General features: G+C 47.7%; 4 protein-coding genes. All 4 read right to left on the reverse strand.

The window, feature by feature from the left end:
• Window positions 1-4,150: glutamate synthase-related protein (locus ONB37_15445; protein ID MDZ7401550.1), on the reverse strand; the 4,150-nt coding region annotated here is incomplete at its 3' end.
• A gap of 221 nt (window positions 4,151-4,371) precedes the next feature.
• Window positions 4,372-5,709 carry a putative DNA binding domain-containing protein gene (locus ONB37_15450; GenBank protein MDZ7401551.1) on the reverse strand — a complete coding sequence of 446 codons (1,338 nt, stop codon included), beginning with the start codon at window positions 5,707-5,709 and terminating at the stop codon, window positions 4,372-4,374.
• Window positions 5,710-6,076: 367 nt separating this feature from the next.
• On the reverse strand, window positions 6,077-8,164 hold the full coding sequence (locus ONB37_15455) for an FAD-binding protein (protein ID MDZ7401552.1): 2,088 nt from the start codon (window positions 8,162-8,164) through the stop codon (window positions 6,077-6,079).
• 860 nt (window positions 8,165-9,024) lie between these two features.
• Window positions 9,025-21,510: a hypothetical protein gene (locus ONB37_15460; GenBank protein ID MDZ7401553.1), complete on the reverse strand. Its 12,486-nt coding sequence runs from the start codon at window positions 21,508-21,510 to the stop codon at window positions 9,025-9,027.
• Between the last annotated feature and the right edge of the window lie 573 nt (window positions 21,511-22,083).

The raw sequence follows: 22,083 nt of genomic DNA on the forward strand, positions 1-22,083 counted from the left end.
GAATAAAAAGATTTCTCGCTTCGCTCGAAATGACTGGTGAGCCAACTGTCAGTCTTGATGCATTAGATTTATATCGCTCACGACATTTATTGGGATCGATTTCGCCAGCATAGTCAAAATAAGGATCCAGAAAAACGGTTTTAATTTTAGTGATCAAATCCATTCGTTGGGCAAGAACCAGGTTTCGGGCTTCACGCTGCAAATCATCCTGGGTAAAATTTTTCCCTTCGGACTGCCATTGTTCCGCCAATTGTTTCTCGACATCGATTTGCAGCGTGCCTTTGACCATAATTCGATAAGCGTATTCATCGGGATGATCGGGAAAACAGAGCGTCTTTGCCATGCCCACGCCGTCCATGCCCCGATTGCGCATGGCAGTCAGCGCCTGGTCGAGAATGTAGCCAGGGATGGGCACGGTGCCGTTGATCGCTGCCACGCCGCAATTGGATTGGGCCGTGGCTCGTGCCGCCATCCGTTCCTCAAAAAGCTGCTCATCCTTTTCGATCTCTTTGATCACTTCTTTGCGAATGCGGTAGCGATGATCCACCCGCTCCTTCAATCCCAGCCAGTGGATGGCATCGAACCTGCCCCGCAGTTCCCGAATATCCTTGAATCCCAGCGCCGCCAGCGCCCTGGTCACCTGCATCTGGATCATGGTGAAGGCATTGATCATCTGCACCGTATTCAGCTCCACATCCCGCAGCTTCTGCAAAATCAAATTGCTGGTGGCGATGCCCCGTGAGCAGCCATCGTGACAGTTGCGATTGCGGTCGCAGCCAATGGCAACCAGCGGAGCGGTGCCCCAGATCACACCGTCAGCGCCCAGCGCCACGGCTTTGATCACATCCTCGTAGGTCCGAATGCCGCCCGAAACCATGAATTTGACATAGTTGCGCAGCCCATCTTTCACCAGCCGATTGTGGATCAACGGAATGGCATATTCGATGTGCATGCCCATCTGGCCCTTGATGATATTGGGCGAAGCGCCTGTCCCGCCTCGAGGCCCATCGAGCCAGATTTCGATCTTCATGCCATACTTTCTGGCGTATTCAGCCATCTCTGCTGAAAAATTTTCCTGGCGTTGAATTTCCGTACCAAATTTTGCCCTGACGATTTCTTCGGTATTATCTTTGGCAATTCGAGCCAACCCAGTGGCAATAAATTCAATATCGATGGAGGGCGAAACTTTGATGGCGATCACGGCCTCGGGATTGATCATTCGAATCACATCGATGAACGCCTTCACGTCTTCAATCGAATAGCAGTTGTGGAACGGGAACGGCGAGATGATGCTGCTGTAACTGTATTGAATGATCTCCTCGCAGGATCGGACGATATTTTGAAACTCAATCGGGTCGATGGAATGCTGGGCGTTCAAATTGTACGCCGTCTCCTGAATCTGCCAGAGCACGTTTTTCAGCTCGTCGGTGACTTTATCCGCTCGCTGTGCCTCATCGATGGTCGGCAGACTGGCTCCCGCCACGTCTTTCAGCGGATGATTTTCTTTGGCCTGAATTTTCTGGAGCTGTTGAAACAATCCTTCTAACTTTTCGAGGTTCAACTGCTCGATGCCTTCCACGCCTCGCATGTACGAGACCAGCTTGTTGACCTTCTGCGCCAGAATGTGCCCGCCGATGCCCATTTTGGCGCCCTGGCTATAGGCGATGACGACCCGCCGAGCCTTTTTGATGGTCTGTTTGGTCACGCCGAACAGACCCGTTTTCAGCTCGGTGCTGACAAACGGCTGATCCGCCTCATCGACCACGACGGTAAAATGAAACGGCTTGAGCGAGGGATAGTGCTGAATCTTTTGATAAATTTCGGGATGACTTTCTGGCGTAATGCCCTGCTCCGATAAAATTTGCCGCATCTGCTGAACCGTGTAATCCTGCCCGCTCTGAAAGTAGGGCTTGATCAATTGAATCTCATTTTCGGTGAAGAAAATCGGCTCGCCCTTGGAATTCAAAAAAAAGCAGGTGGGATAGCCGCCCTCGCCCGTGTCGAACTGGATGCCCAGCTCCCGTGCAGCGACCACATGGGCACGCCAGGTATCCAATCCGATCGAGCCGACCGATTTGCCGCCGAACATCCAGGGCGCCTCCAGAACCAGATTTTTATCCAAAGGCAGGGCGGTCTTAACCTGATCCAGTTCGCTTTCAGGAATATCCATGGGGTCACGGTTGTACAGAATCCGCATCACATCAAAGCCATCGCCCAACAGACCTGTGGCTTTGACATTTTTGAATTCCAGCATAGAGAGATCGCCCGCCGCCATCCGTCCCATGGATTCGATCAGTTGTCCAGGCCAGACGAAATCCCGCTTGTACAGGTTCTGATTGGTATCGCCCAGTCGATAAAAATCATGCGGCGCTTTGACCTGCTTGATGCGATTTTTCAATGAAGAATAAGTTCGCACCGAGCCATCAGGAATGGGTTCGGCCTGGATCAATTCTTCATTCAGCCTGGCGTATTCGGCTAAAATATTATCATCTTCAAAAATCTGGCGCTGGATGCGATTCTCCAATTTGATGAAATCGATCAGCCGACCCTCCTCGCCGACGGTTTTTTTCAAATCTTTGAACCCCGATGCGCCGAGTACTTCCAGAATCTGCACTTTGCGGGACTCGGCCTGATTGTTGAGTCGCTTCACGGCCCAGTCGATGTCCAGGCTCAACAATTTTTCCGTGGTCGCCTTTTTCTCGATTTTGGCTTTGTAGGCCGAAGGATCGAGCGCCAGCAGCGCCGCAAAATCGATCAACGTGGCTTCGGCGCCCCGCTGAATGGTCTTTTGCGTATCCGAAGCCAGCCGAATGCCGCCCGAGGCAATGATGCTGACCTCGTGCCGCCTGCCGATGCGCATGAGATAATGATGCAGCGCCCGCACCGCCATCGAGGTCACGTAATATTCGTCCTTGTTGCGCAGCCCGTGCAGGTGCAGAATATCCACACCCTGGTCGAGAAAATGATTGACCTTTTCCTTGATCTCGGCATCCAGGCTGAGCGAGCCGATGAGATCGTACTCGGAAATTTCCAGGTAGCCACAGATGAGGGGCTTGCCGCCATTTTGCGCAGCGACCGAATCAAAAATATAGTTCAGCGTGCGCTCGATCTGGGGATGATATTCCACCTCGAAAACGGGCATGCGCCACAGGTCGATCAAAAAATCCCGATTGGTGCGGGGATTGACCATCAGCCGATGGATCAACTCGTGATCGACCCGAGGGATGATCACGGCGGGCAGTCGCTCGTACTTGCCTTCTTTCAGGAGAAATTGATAATGCTCCAGCAGCCGCTCCAGCGTGATGACGACCAGGCTCTTCTGTTTTTCAGCGACTTTGATGAACGCCAGCTCTGCCTTGCCATTGCTCTCCAGCGGAATGGCGTTGTACAGGATCGGCGTCATCAATTTGATGGTCGGGTGAATGGGATTGACCAGGTTGCCGTCCCGATCAAACTTGCAGAAATCCTCCCGCTTGCCCAGGATCACCGAAAGCTCCTCATCGGGATCGCCCTCGTGCAGCCGATTCTGGGCAGGGCCCACGATGTGAAAATGGGCGAACCGTTCCGCATCAAAGCCAATGCCCTGGTGCCGATCGCCCTGCCCGCTGCCCGAAACAGGAATCTTGCCCGTGGAAGCCTCTTTATCGATCTCCATGATGATCTCTTCGGTCACGTAGCGATCGGCCATCTCGGTCAGGTAGGTCGAGCGCTGGACTTTGGTCGTGTCATGAATCCGATTCTGCTGCTTGATCCAGTATTTCTTCTCCTCCAGATCGGGCGCATGGAGGATCAATTTGTCCAGCACCATCCGCTCTTTCTGCGCCTGCTTATTTTGCGGGCAATAATTGACGCAGGCGTTACACAGCGCACAATTGATATTTTTCAGCTCTGGAATTTTACGAGGACGTCCCTCCCGTGCGCCGTACATGCAGGCATTTTCATGCGAACACATGCCGCAGCGGATGCAGGTCAGCGGATCGATGAACAACTGGCTGTACTCGAATCCTTTTTCATAAATCAGCTTCACGCCATGGGACAGGTGCGATTTTTCATCCTTTTGATCGGCCAGCGTGTGCTCCCTGTACAGCGGACTCTGCTTCACGATCTCCCAGAAACGATCGACAAAATCTTGTTTTTGATTCGGGTTCAAATTCACTCCTGTAACTTAGTACCATATTTTATAGGGCAGCAAGCTGCAAATTCCAAGTTCCAATAGTCAAATCCCAAATAAATTTTCAAATTTCAATGACCAAAAATTTTGAAAAAATCCGCCCGCTATCAGCCAAAAGCTCATTATAACCGCCATACCCATCTATACAAAACTGGAGAAATTACTATTCTTTTTGACTCATTTTTGACTCATTTGACTCATTATTGCCTCATTTTTGACTCATAAAGGATATAATGTGATCCCCTTTTGCCCTCTCCTATGAGTTTAATTATTTTTTTAGACACTAATTCCGCAAGGTCTCTGGTGGCAGATTGACGGCTTATGTTATTTAATTCGGTATAGTTCTTATTGGTGATCATCCCCTTTTCCTTAATAAACATAACAGCTTTAATCTGCCTTTCATTACATCCTAATTTTCTAAGATGCTCCTCTGTCCATTTATCCTTATAAAAAATAACATTCATCACGCCATGATCTTCAATAAATTCTGGTTCGGGCAATCCCTGTTCGATACACTTGTCAACCATCATGAGCGTGCCCCTGCCCCAGGCTTCAATAAATCCAGCATAGTAAAAAACTTCTGCCAGCAATTTATTCCTCGGTTTGGACAGATGATTGGTTTTGAGTTTTTCCACAGGCACTTCTGGCGGCAAACTTCCTTCGTTCATAATGACCAGCTTATCTGAATAAACTCTAATCTGGATGTGCGAAGTGCCCCAATAGTCTCTATGGATGAGCGCATTGATGATGGCTTCCCGTAATGCTTCATAAGGATATTCCAGAATATCCCGCCGATGGATGCCTTCGTAACTGATGTTACTTTTCAAATACTTGGTTCTGAGGATTTCCAGCGAATTTTCCAATTGTTGGAACAGATTACCTTTAACAACATCAGTGGTTTGAATATCCGTATCCGATAAAAAACGACCAATCTTTATATAAGCATGGCTATAAAACCGCTGTGGCTCATTCCCAAAAAGAAGAATTGCGGCACGTTTCAGGCTTTGATTTTCGATGAGATTTAATTTTTGTAGAATGATGATAAAATCGGTTTCACGAACAATTGAAGGAATGCGATCCACAGCAAATCGCTTGAAATCTTCTATGGTAGTATGATTGAGACAGTTCAGATCGCCTTTATCTTCAATGGAGTTGTCCCAGGCAATGCCAGTCTTTCTTATCAAAAAGTCAGCCAGGTCTTTTCCCTGCAATTCCTGCACGGTACTCCCAGTGCGGAGATAAAACTTCCCATTATGCGAAATCGGGACAGATGAAGGATGTATCTTTATTTTAATTATTTCATGCTCGTTTACCTTTTCTAATTCGACGAAGGGAATGATGCCAAGTCTGTTTCTTATCTTATTGGGAATATCCTCTAAAAGTCTATTGACGTGCTCCACAACGACAGGTTGTCCCTTATCATTGAGACCAATAATCAGCGTTCCGCCCTTGCTATTTGCAAAAGCAGAAACTACTTTCAGATGTTCATCTCGCCAGTCACTTTTAAATTCGGTATCCTGGGCTTCTTTAATTGACATTGGTATCTCCACATTCAAATCAGAAATAGCTATGATTCTATAACACATTGATTGCTTTTAATATAAAATTTTTCCCTTCAATTGTCAATAAAAAAGTCAATGTAACTTTTTACCATGCTAATTTTACCCAACCAGGTGAGAATTATGAATCAAAATTGAAAGCATATTAATGTTTTTGTCAACTCGTTGTCGGTGAACAGGCTAAGACGCAATCGTCTTAGGACGTGAGAAAAAATAACTCTGCCCTTGTCGGATCTCTACCATAATAAAGATCCGCCGAAGGAGGATTACCCAGTTGATAGTCCGATTATCGTTGTTTGCAGCTATCCTAAATTTGAAATTGGTCATTTTATTTAATCCCATGTCCTTAACTGCGCCAATTCAACGCCCGCTGAAAACGCTCATCTTCTTCAACCAGATCGAACACCTTCGTCAAATTGATATTCGTGGGACAGATATGGGTGCAATTATCGCATCGGGTGCAGGCCAGAAATCCGTACGCCTCCCGCTGGCTGATCGGCTGGTTGGTTGCGATGCGATGCGCCGTCAGCCTGCGAGTGATCGGCGTAGCAGGCCCGTACAGACCGAACACATCCGACGTCGGGCAGACCCGCTCGCAACTATCACATTCGGCGCAGACCGAAATCATTTCTAGAATCGGATTTTTGCCGTTGGCTTTGAGATGCGGCGGCACGATGCGTGGAAAAACGATCTGAATCGTCTTCCAGACTATTTTTTCCAGCGGATAGGACAGCAGCAGCCGCTTCCCCTCCAGCCGTTTATGATAGGTGCTGACAAACCATTGGCTGAACCATGGCGTGATGATTTTCATTATTTTGAAAGCCAGTTTCTGTCCCTTTGGATTGAGAAATTTGCCCTGGTTGATCAGCCCATTTGGATCACTCTGCTTTTTAAACGCAGCAAATTGGGTTGCTTTTTGGGGATAGACCTGGCGCCATTTTTTCATGAAAAAATAATTCCATAAGCCGATGCCATAGGGTTTGGCGCCGAAATAATGCGCTACCTGCGCCATCAATGGCACCAGCGCAAAATAAATTTTATGACGAAACGTTCGTGTATCTGCCAGGAAAATCGATTGCACCAGAATTTCGTGATTGGGCAGCAGATGGGCTTCATATTTCAATTCAATATCAAACACTTTGTCAAAGATTTTGCCCAACAAATGCTGATAGGCTGGAAAAGCCGCAAACGGCAGGATCGTTTCGCTCACCAACAGCGAAGGTCCCTTCTGCTTCATCTGCACGGGCAGGAAGCGATGCTCCCACAGCAGATGCGCCATCGCCGTAGTCAGTTGCCGATAGGTTAGATGATTGACCCGCCGCTGCTCACCGCCAGAGCCGAACAGTCGGGATTTCAGCGCCTGCTGATAATCGCTCGCTTCATCAAAATGCAGCACGATCACATGCGCCTCGTCCTTGATCTCCTCGATGAGATCGTAATCCTCTCGAGCATCGGCCAGCCGCAGTTGATCGTTGGTCTTGAGCGCCTCAGCTGAACGGTGCTCGATGTGTTCCTTTTCAATCTGGTAGGTCTGGGCTAAGTACGATGGATCAAAATAGATGATCGAGGTCGGGTTCAATTTAGCCTCATAAAGCATTCCCATGAATTGGTGCGCATCCTCGGCGCTCTGAAACGAAAAGGCGAACGGCCGTTGCACAAACGATTCCTTGCGAACCCTGAGCGCAGCGCCCACGATAATTCCGAATTGCCCTTCGCTGCCGAAATAAAAATCGAATGTCTCATCGCCTGGTTGGAGCGTAATCAACTCTCCATCAGGCTGAAGGATCATCAATTCCAGCACCGACTCTTTGACATGCCCATATTTGAAACTGCCCAATCCGATCCCACCTGTGGCGATCCAGCCTGCGATTGTTCCACTGCTGCGATTGGTCGTCTCCTGGCGCAAGGCATAGCCCCGCTCCTGCAAATATTTTCTGGCGTCAGGAAACAGTACACCTGCTCCGATCAACAGCGCTTCATGTTCCTCATCCAATTTCAGAAAATCCAGATAGGAGAGATCGACCAAAACATCGCCTTTCAAAGGCACGCACCCGCCAAACGGATAAGTGCCAGCGCCTCGCACCGTGTAATTGCACCGATTCTCACCCGCCCAGATGACGAACCGCCGCAAATCCTCGACACACCCAGGTCGGATAATAAAAGCCAGCTTGATATCGGCGAGCAAATTCTTGAAAATCTCTGGCATGATGTGCGTGCCCGTATCAGCGCTGTAAATCTCCTGCTGCACAGGCTCGGGAAAAAACACATCCGTTGCCTCCGAAATTTGATCGAGCAAATTCCTAATCTGTGGAAACTGTTGCTCTTTTTGATCCGAGCTTGATTCGATACCTTCGAACAATAGGGTTCTGGCACGGCGTTGTTCAAAGGCTCGTTTTTGATTGGATTGGGTTAATAGAAATTCTGATAGATTCATATTTGGCTATTATGGTTCTTGAATTATTATTTACTTAGACAAATATTGATTTTAACTTTATGGGAGAGTAGGTTTTAAAGGGTAAGAATATAGCAGAAAAATTTTATTATGCAAGGGAATATTTTTGGGAGCATGTGAAAAGGTTGTAATAAGTTATTCTGTCTGAGGAAGATGATTTATGATTAGGTTTAGAGAGATTATGTGGCTTTGTTAATAAAGTAACAGCTTATACTTTTGTTCTATCATCAGCATCCCCTGGGATAATTCATTGTAGCTTCATCATGATTCAAATCGTGTGCGGTTGCAAGTCTATAATTATGGAATATTAGTTGGTTTCAATATAAAATATTTTACGTGAATTGTCAAGAAAAAATTCAATTTACTTTCAATGCGTCTTATATCCCTTCACTCCCGCAGCCGACAGGCCAAAAGATAAAATGGCTTGTTATCGTCAACAATCCCTTATCCGAGGGAATCACAATTTATTCTGTATCTCTCGCTCACACAACTGACAACGAACTACAGACAACGGACAACTTACAATGGCCTTTCTCACGAATATCATTCCCACCACTTTGAAATTGAACTGCTCCACTCGCTGTTTTAATGCTTCTGAATTGGTGGTTTCGCCGTTGTGCGTAAACGCCTGAAGTAAACTGGCAACCAATAGCTTTCAATTTGTTGACATCACGCCATGCGTTAAGCATTAAAAGTTATTGATCAACAAAAGCGAGATATACAATTTGCTCATTATCCGAGATCAATAGCGATCAGTCACCTTGGGATAAATGCGCTCTCATTCTTAAATACATCACGGCCATCATCCGTGCTTTTCGAAGGGTTTAAATCGCCTTTGGTTATTATTTGATCACCGCAGCCTTAGTCATAGCCGTCTCGCCGGTGCCGGTCTTGATGTAAATAATATATACGCCATTCAGTACCCGATATCCCTTATCGTTGGTAGCATCCCAGACCACATCGCCATCGTGCGGGCCTTTTCTTCCCTGGGGATCACTGGCGCGGTAACTCCGAGACCAAACCAGTTCTCCAACCAGCGTATAAATTTTGATGTCCACGTCAGTGTCCTGGGTCAAATAATAAGTAATGGTCGTGGTGGGACGGCTTGGACTGCCAAATGGGTTCGGATAATTGGCAAAATATTCTTTTAAATTATCCGCTTTGATCAAGCAAAAATCAGAAGCCAATTTCAAATTGGCGCCTGATTGGTCTAATAGGTTCTTCAATTGTGGCCGATTGAATGTCAATGCCTCTTGAACGAAGATGTTGCTATCGCCATTGATTGAAAAACATACGCTATTGATCGTCGGTTCGGCAGCGATATCGATGATCACATCGATAGAATCAGCGCGGCCCGGATGCACTGTATCTGGCTGGGAAAGCACCAATGGGATGACAGCGCCAGTATTGAAACTAGTCACTTGACCGTAGATACGATCGTGATCATGGTAATCTGTGACAGCGACTCTAGAAATTACCTGAGCTGGATTTTCGATGGGATTTCCCAAACGATCTTTGATGACGAGATTGAAGCCGTTCAGGATCACATTATTAGAGAATTCATCTTCCTGCTGATTGAAGATGCGAATTCCCATCATGGGAACCTGCGTTTGACCTTTGACCACAGTGTTCGGCGTGCGATTGATGTCGATGGTTGAAATGATCACTGTTTTCCGAATGGTCTCAATTGCAAAGAAACTGCGCCGCTTTTCTTGCCAGAAATGAGCTTCCGCTCCTGAATTTTCGTCCTTTGGACCCAGGGTAGCAGGAACGCGGACCTCAATGGTCGCCGCAGGCATCGGCTGAGCTGGCGCTTCAATGAGCCATTCCACTTCCTGATGCCCAGTGGTCGCCCGTCGTAATGGGTCCTGGGTGGTATAATTTGCCGGGAGCACCAGTTCGAGATAATATGGATCGTTGGTAAAGCTGGCATCGCCATAATTTTCCAGATGGGCGCGAACAGTGAACTTCTGGCCAACTGATACTTTTCCATCAGTAGCTCCCATGGGCGAGACAATGGCCGCAATCACCTCTGCCTCAGCTCGACGAATCACCGCGAACGAAAGACCGACAGTATCGCTTTGGATCAGAACCGTTTCGTCCTGCTGGTCATAACCCCAGGCATAAACCTGGACATCAGCTCGGGACCTGGCATCTACCGGCGCATTCAAACGCCATTGCACCGATTCGCCGGAACGGAACGATTGAGTCGGTTTGATATCAGCGTCAAACGAGAAGTCGCCCGGCAACAATCGCGCCCGCAAGCTATCTACCCCAATAGCAGTCACATTGGCTTCTACCCGAATGATCTGCTGGGTTGAGATGACGCCATCCACAGCACCAGCGGGTCCCAGCAATTTCAACGCGATGCCGATGCTGCCGCCGCTCACAGTCGCTACGTCCAGCCGAGTAAATGTACTATCGTCATCGAATGCTGGCAGATTGGTGTTTTCATCGTTCGGCTTTTTGAGATATTTGATAATTATGGGCGAAGTGGAAGTCGGAACATCCGGGGCAATTAAGTTCCATGTCAGCGCGCTATCGACGACAAAACTTTTCACCAGCGTATCCGTTGTATCGGCAAGCCGACAGCCAGTCGACCCCAGATTGAGCTCCAATTCCCCGGCGCCAGCAACGCCGGCCACGCCATAATTTTTGATTTCAACTTTGATCCCAAACGGTCGACCGACACGTAGTTTGCCGTTTTTGGCCGCCTCGGGATAGGCAATGCCTCGCACAAATTTCAGCTTGGCGCGGGCCACGGTTTTCACCCAGAGCGAATCCAAATATACCTTCGGCGTACCGCGCTCCTTCGCGGTGATCCGAATCTGAAACAATCGAAAATCTCCATCTGGAACCGGCGGGGCATCGATGCTCCAGTAAACTGGGACGCCTTTCTGCACCGATTGGGTCGGATTTATTGTGGAATGGAAATTATAAGTTGGCTCAGCATCAGGCAAAATGAGCGTCGCAGTCACATCTTTCAAATTGTCTGAAAATTGAATATCAGATTTTACCTTGAATGTCTGATAAGTGGAAACAATCCGATCCGTCGCACCAGAGGGTTCTGCGATTACCGTCTTATAGAGGATATTGGTCGCCAATGTGCGAACCACTATGGTATCGGTGCGCTGCGCCACCAGTGCGCGCTGGTCGATGTTCTTGTCTTTCGGCGCAACATCGATCGCGAGGATGATCGTATCCGGCCCCGAAGCATATTCTGGCGTAACAATGGTCCATTCGAGCTCTTGATTCGGCTTAAATAACTTGATGTGGCTATTAGGAATGCTGTCGGAACCGACAATAATCCGATAGTCTTTGGGCACAGAGAGTCGTAGCACACCGCTATCATCGACGTCGGCTGGCATGACTCCCAAATTTCTCACTAGCGCCTTTACTTGGAAGCTCTGATTGGTAGTGAATACGCTGTCTATCGCCCAGGCCGTCAGCGCAAGTTTGGCAGAATCATATACCGCAATCCGTGCTTTATTGTTGGCAGTGTTATCGATATCTGCCGGAAGGCCGGTATCAAACTCAATCGCCGACTCGATCGCCGAAGTGAACACCTCATTAAGGTCGGTCTGATTGGGATTGGCGATGACATCAAAATCAGCGAAACGGGTTTCATTGTATTCGATTGATGGGATCGAAAGCTGTGGCTGAGTGATGATCGAGCCTCCAGTATTGGTAAGCTTGACCCTCACATCCTTCACCTTCTTGCGTCCCAGATTTTGGAGTGTCAGTCTCACTGCAAAGTTTTGTCCCCGATTTACCAATCCCTTTGCGCCATCATAATTATTGCAGAGCACCTCGGTGCGCAATAATTGCACTGCAGCAGATGAACGGATGAAAAAGTCCCGACGAGCAGGTGAAATGAGCAGTTTCTGATTATTGCGATCGTTAGCTGACAAGACCGCTTCGATGCTTGCTGGCCCGGCATTGGTGGGAGAAATCGTTACCGTATAAACCAAAGTGTCGGTCCGGCCGCCTGATAAAATGAGCCCTCCTCCCTGCAATTCCATCGGGGGAGCGATAATATAGTCATGATGATCGATGTTATTCACTTTGATCACAATATTCTCTGGAGCTGGAGCTTGGATCGCTGCGGCCGCCATGCCTGTGTTGCGAACAACCAATGCTATTTTCCACGGTTCGATCTGCGAAGCTCGGATCGTATCCGGTGAGATCACATTGGTGATCTGAAATGTAGCAGGGTTCTGGATCACAACGCTCTCGGTCGAATCGGATGCCGATTCATAGATCACGGCTGCAGGCTCTTTAGTGTTCTGCGCTTCTGCTGAAGTTATTTTCACTTGAAAGACCTCGGTTGCGGCGGCAGATGAATCAGCTTTGATGCTAAAAGCTTGCTCCTTCCGTCCGCCATTGCCAGTAATATCTGTGAACACTTTGCTCATTCCTCCAGGGATTGAACCCCGATTGGAAGTCATGGTCACAGTCGCTTGCTTGATTTCGTCTTGGCCATTGTTCTCAAGTGTCACAAGCAATGAGAAGACCTGACCGCGATTGACAAATGGCGCATTTTGTGCCTGATTAATAACAGAGACGATCTTGAGCCGCGCAGGTTGTTCAATCACGATTGGCGTAGTCCGCTGAAAAGTCGCCACAGTGGTATCACCACTCGTGGTCTGAACCCCAGTGACTCGAGCTGAAATGAAACAGTTGCCCGTCGTCATGGTGGTCCCATCGATAATATAGGTCAATGTATCGATCGTACCTCCCGGCAGGGTTAGCCGACCGCTATTGAGCGCTGTCGGATATTTGATTACGAAATCATTTGCCAGGCTGAACGTTAAAAATGTTTTCGTCGGCTGCAATACCATTGCGATATCCGACCCGCCTTCGTTATTCAATATCACTTTCACCGTCCAATCCTGTCCCTGATTTCGGGTCACGCTATTCTGAGACGGAATCAGGTTGGTGATCCGCAAGGCCGCAGGCTCCTGAACGATGATGCCGGCATACGTTTCATCGATGCTGATCGGATTACCCGAAGCTTGATCTCTCAAGAACGGTTTGCCAGTAATAACCACTTGCCCAACGCTTGAGCCGGTCTTCGTGACGATAAACTTCAGCGTATCGATTCCACCAGCCGCAAGCAAATTTGTGCCGGATTTTTGAAATTTAGTGGGCTTCACCACTGAGTATTGGGAGCTGATATTGTTGCCTACCAGGAAAAACGCCACGGAAGCGCTATCCAATTTGACCACGGTCCCGCCCTTGTTTTCGATGACCATAATCAACTGCCATGGCATGGTCTGATTTTTGGTTACCACCGATTGGGACGGTGAAAATTGCTTGATGCCCACTAATGGTGCTGGTTTGACTTGCCATTTATGCGTGGTATCAGCAACATTGACCACTACAGTAGTCCCAGAGTTTGCGTCACTTCCAGTTAATCGTCCATTAATTACCACCTCTCCCAATGATGCTCCTGTGCTTACGCTCACCAGATAATTAAAAATCTGGGGAACAGCGGTTCCAGGCACAACGGTTGGGTTATTGGGTGCAGGGACAATCTGGTACTCACTGGTTACATCCTTCCCAAAGTTATTCGACCAGAAACTTAGGGCAGTAGAGCTAATATTGGCACTCGCTTGCCCTTGATTCAACACCCTCATTGAGACAGCGACATTGGCCCGACCTTGTGCTACTTCACTCAATAACGAATTGATACGGGTAATTCTGAGCAGCGGTGGCGTCTGCACCTCCCATTTATGCTTGGTCACGGCAAACGTATCGGTCACAGTCACACTGCTGATCTCGCCCGAAATCCAGGCGTCAATGGTCACTGTATCGGTCTTTGCCGTACCACTCACTGAGACATTAAATGTAAGGGTTCGATTGGCCCCTCCTGGGATGCTGGTGATCCCATCGGTGCGCACCACACTGGGAAAATCTGCATTGCGATTCTCAAATAAAGGCGCTGGACCTTTGAAAATCAGTCCAGCGGACAGATTGGTGATCGTGCTGGTCCCAAGGTTTTGAACGACAACATCCACGGGCACATTGGCCTGGCCCCGTGAGACTGCCGTCTTGCTGCTTGAGATTGAAACAATATTGAGATTGCTCATTGTCACCACGACATTGCCCACTGCGCTGCCATTAACACTGCTCACACTGACATATGCTGTCCCTCCAACAGTGGCGGATCGCAACGTGAATTGAATCTTGCCCGAATCATCGGCAGCCACCTGCACTCCTTGAATGAGCGGGTTGACATCCGTCGTGGTGATGGTCCCCAGCGTTGTGGTCACTGTAAATTGGGTATTTTTAGCAATGGTATTTCCATCAGCATCCTTGATCTTTTCAGAGCTGATGATTGATGTGCTCGAGCCATTCGCTGGAATAACTGATGGATTAGCGGAAAGCAATATCACGCCCACCGGTGCACCGGGAACAATGGTGATTATGCCCGTAGAATCATCGATCGCCGTGGGATGATCTGCGATGATCCGTCCCGAGGCAGGTGCCTTGGTTGGCTGGAAATTAACCGATTTACCGGTATCATTCACACTTGGCGTCAAAATCCCAATCGACCGCCACTGGACGCTCACATCGCCAATGAAATTCTTCCCTGCATCGTAGCCAGCGCAATAGAGCACCAAATTCTGATCGGCTGTGATCGTCGTATTGCCCAATTCGATTCCTGCTCCATCGGGTGCAGTCCTGACTTTTACATAAGCAATGCTGCCAACAGTGATCGTTCCAGTGGAATCGGACTGAAGGCCAGTGGAATCAGCGTGAATTTTGCCCGAGGTTCCAGGTGTCTTGGGATCGAATACCGTAAACCGACCTAACGTCGGTGAAGGCTGGTCGAGCGTCCCGCTCGCCCTCCAATTCGAGATGATGTCGCGGACATAATTATTGTAGGCATCGTACCCAGCCGCATACAGGGTAATCTTATCATCCAATGACATATTCAATGCCCCAACTTCGACACCGCTGCCACCAGCCGCGTCACGAATTTTTAATAAGACTGGATTATTGGGGATGACATTGAAGAAATTCGATTGACCGAGTTTTCCCGAGCCACTGGCCACAATATATACATCGTTCTGCTTCTTCGTAATCCGAACATTGCCAGTCCACTCGCCACTTGTGAAATTCGTCGTGCTCGTCGGAGTGATCGTCCCAGTATTATCGGTCAAAATAACCGAAGAATTATAGCTGGTCACCACGTTGTTATAAATATCCTTGGCCTTAATGGTGATCGGAAACGAAACGCCTGCTGTTTTGGGGCTTGGGATATTGGCGAATTCAAAATGGTCAAGCACATTATGAACAACGGAAAAAGCATTGGATTGGCCTGCTTTCCCACTGCTTGTAGCGGTGATTTGATTGTTGCTCCAGCTCTTAGTAATCGTGACATTGCCCTGCCAGACACCATTCACAAAATTTCCAGTCGTCGTTGGACTGATTGTCCCGCTCAAATCCGATAGCGCAGCAGTCCCAGTGAATCCAGTAACCGTATTATTATCTTTGTCCTTTGCCGTGATCGTAATTTGGAATGGCACACCAGCGGTTTTTGGGCTGGTAATATTATCGAAGACAAAATGATCAACCGAACTAGCAATGACATTGAATAGATTGGATTGACCGGTTTGAGAACCGCCGGTGTTGGTTACCGTGATTCGATTGTTCTGTCGAACCTGCGTGATCGTCACATTCCCAGTCCATTTTCCAGCACTGAAATTCCCACTAATTGTCGGAGTGATGGTATTGGTTAAATCTGAGATGTTTACCGTGCCAGTAAATTGCGTAGCGATATTATTATAGGCATCCAATGCGGTTACAGTGATGGCAAATGGTTCGCCAGCCGCTTGGGTGCTGATATTACCGATCTGAAAACTCGCCAAAGCACCGGGGTTCACGTTAAAGATATTCGATTGCCCACTCTTACCGCTCTGGGATGCAGTGATCGTCACATCCGTTTGGCTTTTCGTGATGGTCACGTTCCCAGTCCAACTACCGTTGGAGAAATTCGAAGTTACCGCGGGCGAAATTGTTCCAGTAGGATCCGATAAATTGGCGGTTTGGAGGAAAGAGGTCACTTGATTGCCGTACGGGTCCTCAGCATAGATGGTGATGGAAAAGGGATTACCCGCTACCTGGGGGCTTGGGATAGCCTGAAAGCGGAAATGATCTAACCCTGCCGGGGAAATATTAAAAGCATTTGACGTACCAGCCTTCCCACTGCTCGTCGCTGTGATTGTATTTCCAGTCCGACTTTTGGTGATCGTCACGTTGCCCGACCATTGCCCACCAGTGAAATTGGTGGTCGTTGTCGGGCTGATGGTGTTGGTCAAGTCTGAAAGTGTGGCAGTGCCAGTAAAGCTGGTCACTAAATTATTGTTCTTATCTTCAGCACGAATGGTAATCGCGAACGGCTGACCAGCCACTTGATTGTTGATGGTACTGATAACAAAATGATCGATTGAACTAGAAATGACATCGAAACCATTGGAATTCCCGGTCTCGCTGCCCCCCTGTCGAACCACAGTAATCACATCGTTGCTATTGGCCTGGGAGATAACCACATTGCCAGTCCAACGGCCGTTGCTGAAATTACCGCTCTCCGTTGGACTGATGGTATTGGTCTTATCCGAAATGTTGACTTTACCAGTAAATTGGGTTGCTGTATTGCCGTAATTATCCTGCGCCGTCACCGCAATCGCAAATGGGACCCCGGCCGCTTGTGTAGATATGGTCCCAATCACAAAATGATGGAGGTTGGCAGGATTGATATTAAATTTATTGGACTGCCCAGATTTTCCTGAGCCAGACACATTAATAATGTTATCTGTATAGGTCTTGGTGATCGTTACCTGACCAGTCCACTCTCCACTGGAGAAATTGGTGGTCACTGTTGGGGTAATGGAGTTGGTGCTTTCACTGAGATTCACTGTGTTGATGAAAGAAGTAACTTTATTCTCATACACATCTTCAGCGGTAATGGTGATAGAGAACGGTTGCCCGGCCACCTGCGGGCTCCCAATGGTCGAAACCCGAAAATGATCCAGACTTGCTGGATTGACATTGAACGAATTGGATATCCCAGCCTTTCCGCTGCTCGTAACGGTGATGGTGTTATTTGTCCGGCTTTTAGTGATAGTGACGCTTCCCGACCATTGTCCTCCTGAGAAACTACCAGTTGTGGTTGGATTGATGGTATTCGTCAAGTCGCTCAGCGAGGCGACCCCAGTGAAATTGGTCACCAGATTATTATTGCTGTCTTCGGCGCGAATGCTGATGCTGAACGGCTGCCCCGCCACTTGATTACTGATGCTTGAGATCACAAAATGATCGACTGAACTGGAGATGACGTCGAAGCTGTTCGAACTTCCGGTCTCACTCCCCCCTTGTCGCACCACGGTGATAACATTATTAGCATACGCCTGAGCGATGACCACGTTACCAGTCCATTGCCCATTAATAAAATTGCCGCTGGCCGTTGGGCTAATCGTATTGGTTTTATCGGAAATATTGACCTTACCGGTGAATTGAGTCGCGGTGTTCCCGTAATTGTCCTGAGCGGTCACGCTAATCGCGAACGGTGAACCAGCCGATTGGGTCGTGATGGTTCCCAGTACAAAATGGTGTAGGCTGGCAGCAATGACATTGAACCCATTGGATTGCCCCGTCTTGCCCGCTCCTGTCACTTGAATTACATTATCGGTAATGCTCTTGGTAATCGTCACATTGCCAGTCCATTCACCACTTGAGAACGCGCTCGAAACTGATGGAGTGATACTCCCGCTATTGTCACTCAGATTCACCGTTCCGGTAAAACTGGTGGCTTTATTATTATATGCGTCCTCAGCAGTAATTGTAATCGAAAAAGCTGTGCCAGCGACCTGGGGGCTAGTGATCGATGAAAGGCGAAAATGATCCAATGCGGCAGGATCCACATTAAAGGCGTTCGATGTGCCAGTTTTTCCAGCGCTGCTGGCGGTGATGGTATTCCCTGCTCGGCTCTTCGTAATCGTCACGCTGCCACTCCATTGGCCCCCAGTGAAGGACCCCGTTGTCTTCGGGGTGATAGAACTTGTTAAATCGCTGATCGAGGCAGTTCCATTGAAGCTGGTCACCAAATTATTGGCCGCATCTTCGGCGCGAATGGTAATGCTAAATGGCTGGCCAGCTATCTGATTGCCGATAGTTGAAATCACAAAATGATCCACCGCACTGGCAGTCACATCAAAATTGTTCGATGTCCCGGTCTCAGTGCCTCCTTGCCGTGTCACAGTAATGGCGTTATTGGTATAGGCTTGGGTAATTGTCACGTTGCCAGACCATTGGCCATTAGCGAAATTATCGCTTAGCGTCGGACTGATCGTATTGGTTTTATCCGAAATGGTCACCTTGGCAGCAAACTGAGTGGCTATATTATTGTACTGATCCCGAGCGATCACTGTGATATTGAATGGGATATTTGATTGCTGGCTACTGATATTATTGAGGCTGAAATGATGCAATGCGGCAGCCTGGACGTTAAATTTGTTTGAAGTGCCATTTGCGCCTCCCTGCGTCGCAGTGATCTCTACATCATTCTGGGCTTTTGTGATTGTCACGTTGCCAGTCCATTCACCATTACTGAATGGTCCGCTAGCGGTCGGAGACAAACTGCCAGTATTGTCGGAGAGCGTTGCAGTTCCAGAAAATGAAGTGACGATGTTCTCATAATTATCACGGGCCGAGATCGTGATCGAGAACGGCTGACCGGCGGTTTTGGGACTCGTTATCGTGGCGAAACTAAAATGCGTCAATGAATTCGACTGAATGTTAAATAAATTGGAGCTGCCCGATTTTCCCGCACCCGTGGCTGTGATTTTGTTATTTGTATAACTTCGGGTAATGGTCACATCACCAGTCCAAACCCCATTGACGAAATTGGTCGTCACAATCGGGCTTATCGTCCCAGAGAGATCGCTTAGATTAACCGTACCATTATAGCTCGTTACAGTCGCATTATTTGCATCCTTCGCCGTGATGGTCACGGCAAATGAGACTCCAGCGGTCTTCGGGCTTGCGATATTTGAGATCTCGAAATGATCGATATTGCCGGCGATGACATCGAAGCTGTTGGATGTCCCGGTTTGAGAGCCACCAGAATTTGTGACTGTAATTTGATCCCCATTCCTCACCTGAGTAATGGTGACATCGCCGCTCCACTGTCCCAGATCAAACGCCCCGCTGGCATTCGGTGTGATAGTCCCGGTGAGGTCTTGGATCGAAACGGTACCATTGAAGTTGGTAACTCGGTTTTCGAAGGTATCTTTTGCTGTGACGGTAATTGCAAATGGGACTCCGGCAGCTTTGGTCCCGATCGTCGCGATCGAAAAATGGTCTAGGCTGGCGGGCTCGATGTTAAATGGGTTAGATTGACCAGTGATAGAACCCCGGGTTGCAGTGATCGTCACATCGCTCTGGCTTTTCGTAATCCGAACGGCGCCAGACCATTGACCTTGTGCAAAATTTGAAGTTGAGGTCGGATAAATGGACCCAGTCGCATCATTCAATGTGACCGCGTTCGAAAAAGAGGTCACTCGGTTACCATAAATGTCCTCAGCGGTAATTGTGATTTGAAAAGATTGACCGGCAAAATGGGGACTGGAGATAAATGCAAACTGGAAATGATCGAGATCATGCGCATTGACATTGAAATCGTTAGAAGTCCCACTCTTGCTCCCATAAGTGACGGAAATTCGATTGGCCAACCAGCTCTTGGTGATCATGACGTTTCCAATCCACTCTCCCTGGTTAAAAGGTCCAGTGGTATTGGGACTAATCGTATTGGTTAAATCGCTAAGGGTTGCGGTCATACCAGTGAAATTGCTTACAGTATTTCCATGAGCATCCTTGGCCACGATCCTGACCTGGAACATAACGCCAGCCGTTTGAGGACTTCCAATGGGGTAGAACTCAAAACGGTCAAGGGTATTAAAACCGACATCAAAACCATTAGATGAGCCCGATTGTGTTCCATTGGCTGTCCGCTGCACTCGGATTATGTTATTTGTTTTAGCCTTAGTTATAGTGACATTTCCAGCCCAATAACCATCGACAAAGTTGCCGCTCACAGTAGGAGTCAGCGTTCCCGTGTCATCACTGATGTTCACCGTTTCATCAAATTGATCCACTTGGTTATTATACTGATCTCGGGCTGTAACTTCGATCAAAAAAGGCACGCCAGCGGTTTGGGAAGCAATCGATGCGAGTTCGAAATGATCCACGCTATTAGCTTGCACATTAAATGATTGCGATTGGCTAGAGACGCTGTTCGCTGAAACTGTGATCCTAACATCCCTCTGTTTTTTCGTGATGGTGACAGTCCCCGCCCACTGTCCACCGCTAAAAGCGCTGGTCATGGTTGGTGCGATGCTGCCAGTATTGTCCGAAAGTGTCGCCGAATTGGTAAAGGTGGTTACAATATTATTATAAGCATCTTCTGCGGTAATGGTGATTGGAAATCCGATCCCTGCGGTCTGTGGGCTGGAAATGGGCTGAAAAGCAAAATGATGCAAACTGCCTGGACTCACCACAAATGTGTTTGAATTTCCGGTCTTGTTTTGGCTGGTTGCAGTAATTTTATTGTCCGCATGGGTCCGAGTAATGAGGACTGTTCCGTTCCAGACTCCTGAGATAAAATTGGTGGTCGTATCTGGAACGACCGATCCGGTGAGGTCTGATAATGCGACTACCCCGTTAAAAGAAGTGACCGTGTTATTATAAAAGTCTTTAGCAGTGATCTTGATAGAAAAGTTGCTCCCAGCAACCTGATTAGGAATTGGGTCAAATTTAAAAGTAGCTAAGCTACTATGAGTAATGACGAATGTCGCAGATGAACCAGAATCGATGACCGTGTCATTTTTCTCCAACGTCTCAATCGTGACGAAATAACCAGAGGCAGCCAGCGTATCATTTCGAATGATGGCGACTTTTAGGCCGACGACTTTATCGCCTGAAATCAAATTGCCAGTCGAATCTCGCACCACGGTGATGACGCTGCCGCTCCCAGTAGCCGTTAGCCCACCATTGAGCACCAGGGGATCAGTGGCACTGGCAATCTCCGCCTCAGCAACGTTGAACCCAACTGGAAAAGTAATTCGGATTTTTCCATCGGCTGGCAAGCCGACAACCGAACCATTACCGACGGTTGATGTTCGAAATGAAAAGGTATAAATCGTAAAGGCACCGGCCTTGTTATCGGAAGGGGTTGCGATCACTGAGGTCAACTGACCAGCTTGAACTAAACCTGATATACTAAAAATAAAAATCACTAACCAGGACAAAGACTTCCAATTCATCTTGTTTACCTCACCAATTTTTTATTAGGCAAAATAATCTAAGTAAATCGACCAGCGCTGAAAGGCGAAGATGCAGAATCTCGGGTCATGTCTGTTGTAGGGAATTGAGCATCATGTGCTCTTTGATAATACTAAGTCGCTACAAATATTATGCCGTGTTCATTTTTTGTTATTGTCTTTTTTTCGTCCTGCAAATCAATATTAATAAAAATTTTTAAAGACAATGCTGGATCTAGAATTTATCAAGAATGTAACACTGTCTCTTTATAATACAGGTTTCGTTAATTTTTTTTAAACTTCGAGGTAGCCAATCCATGAGAAATGATCTGACCAAATATTTGCCATCCTAAGAATTACTCATGGCGGGTTATTTTCAAATTAATGCCGCGATTCGGTTTGCACCAACTCAAACAGATCAAAATATATAAAAAAAAATTGAAACATGAAAGCAAATATTAAGCCGATTTAAAAATGACTACCAGTGGTTAAAATTTTCCCTTGACATATTAATCGAATTTCTATATATTACACCAAATTCATATTAGCTCCGCTATTTTAAGCTAAGGCCTTGAT

The sequence above is a fragment of the candidate division KSB1 bacterium genome, from assembly GCA_034506395.1.
GTDB lineage: Bacteria > Zhuqueibacterota > Zhuqueibacteria > Thermofontimicrobiales > Thermofontimicrobiaceae > Thermofontimicrobium.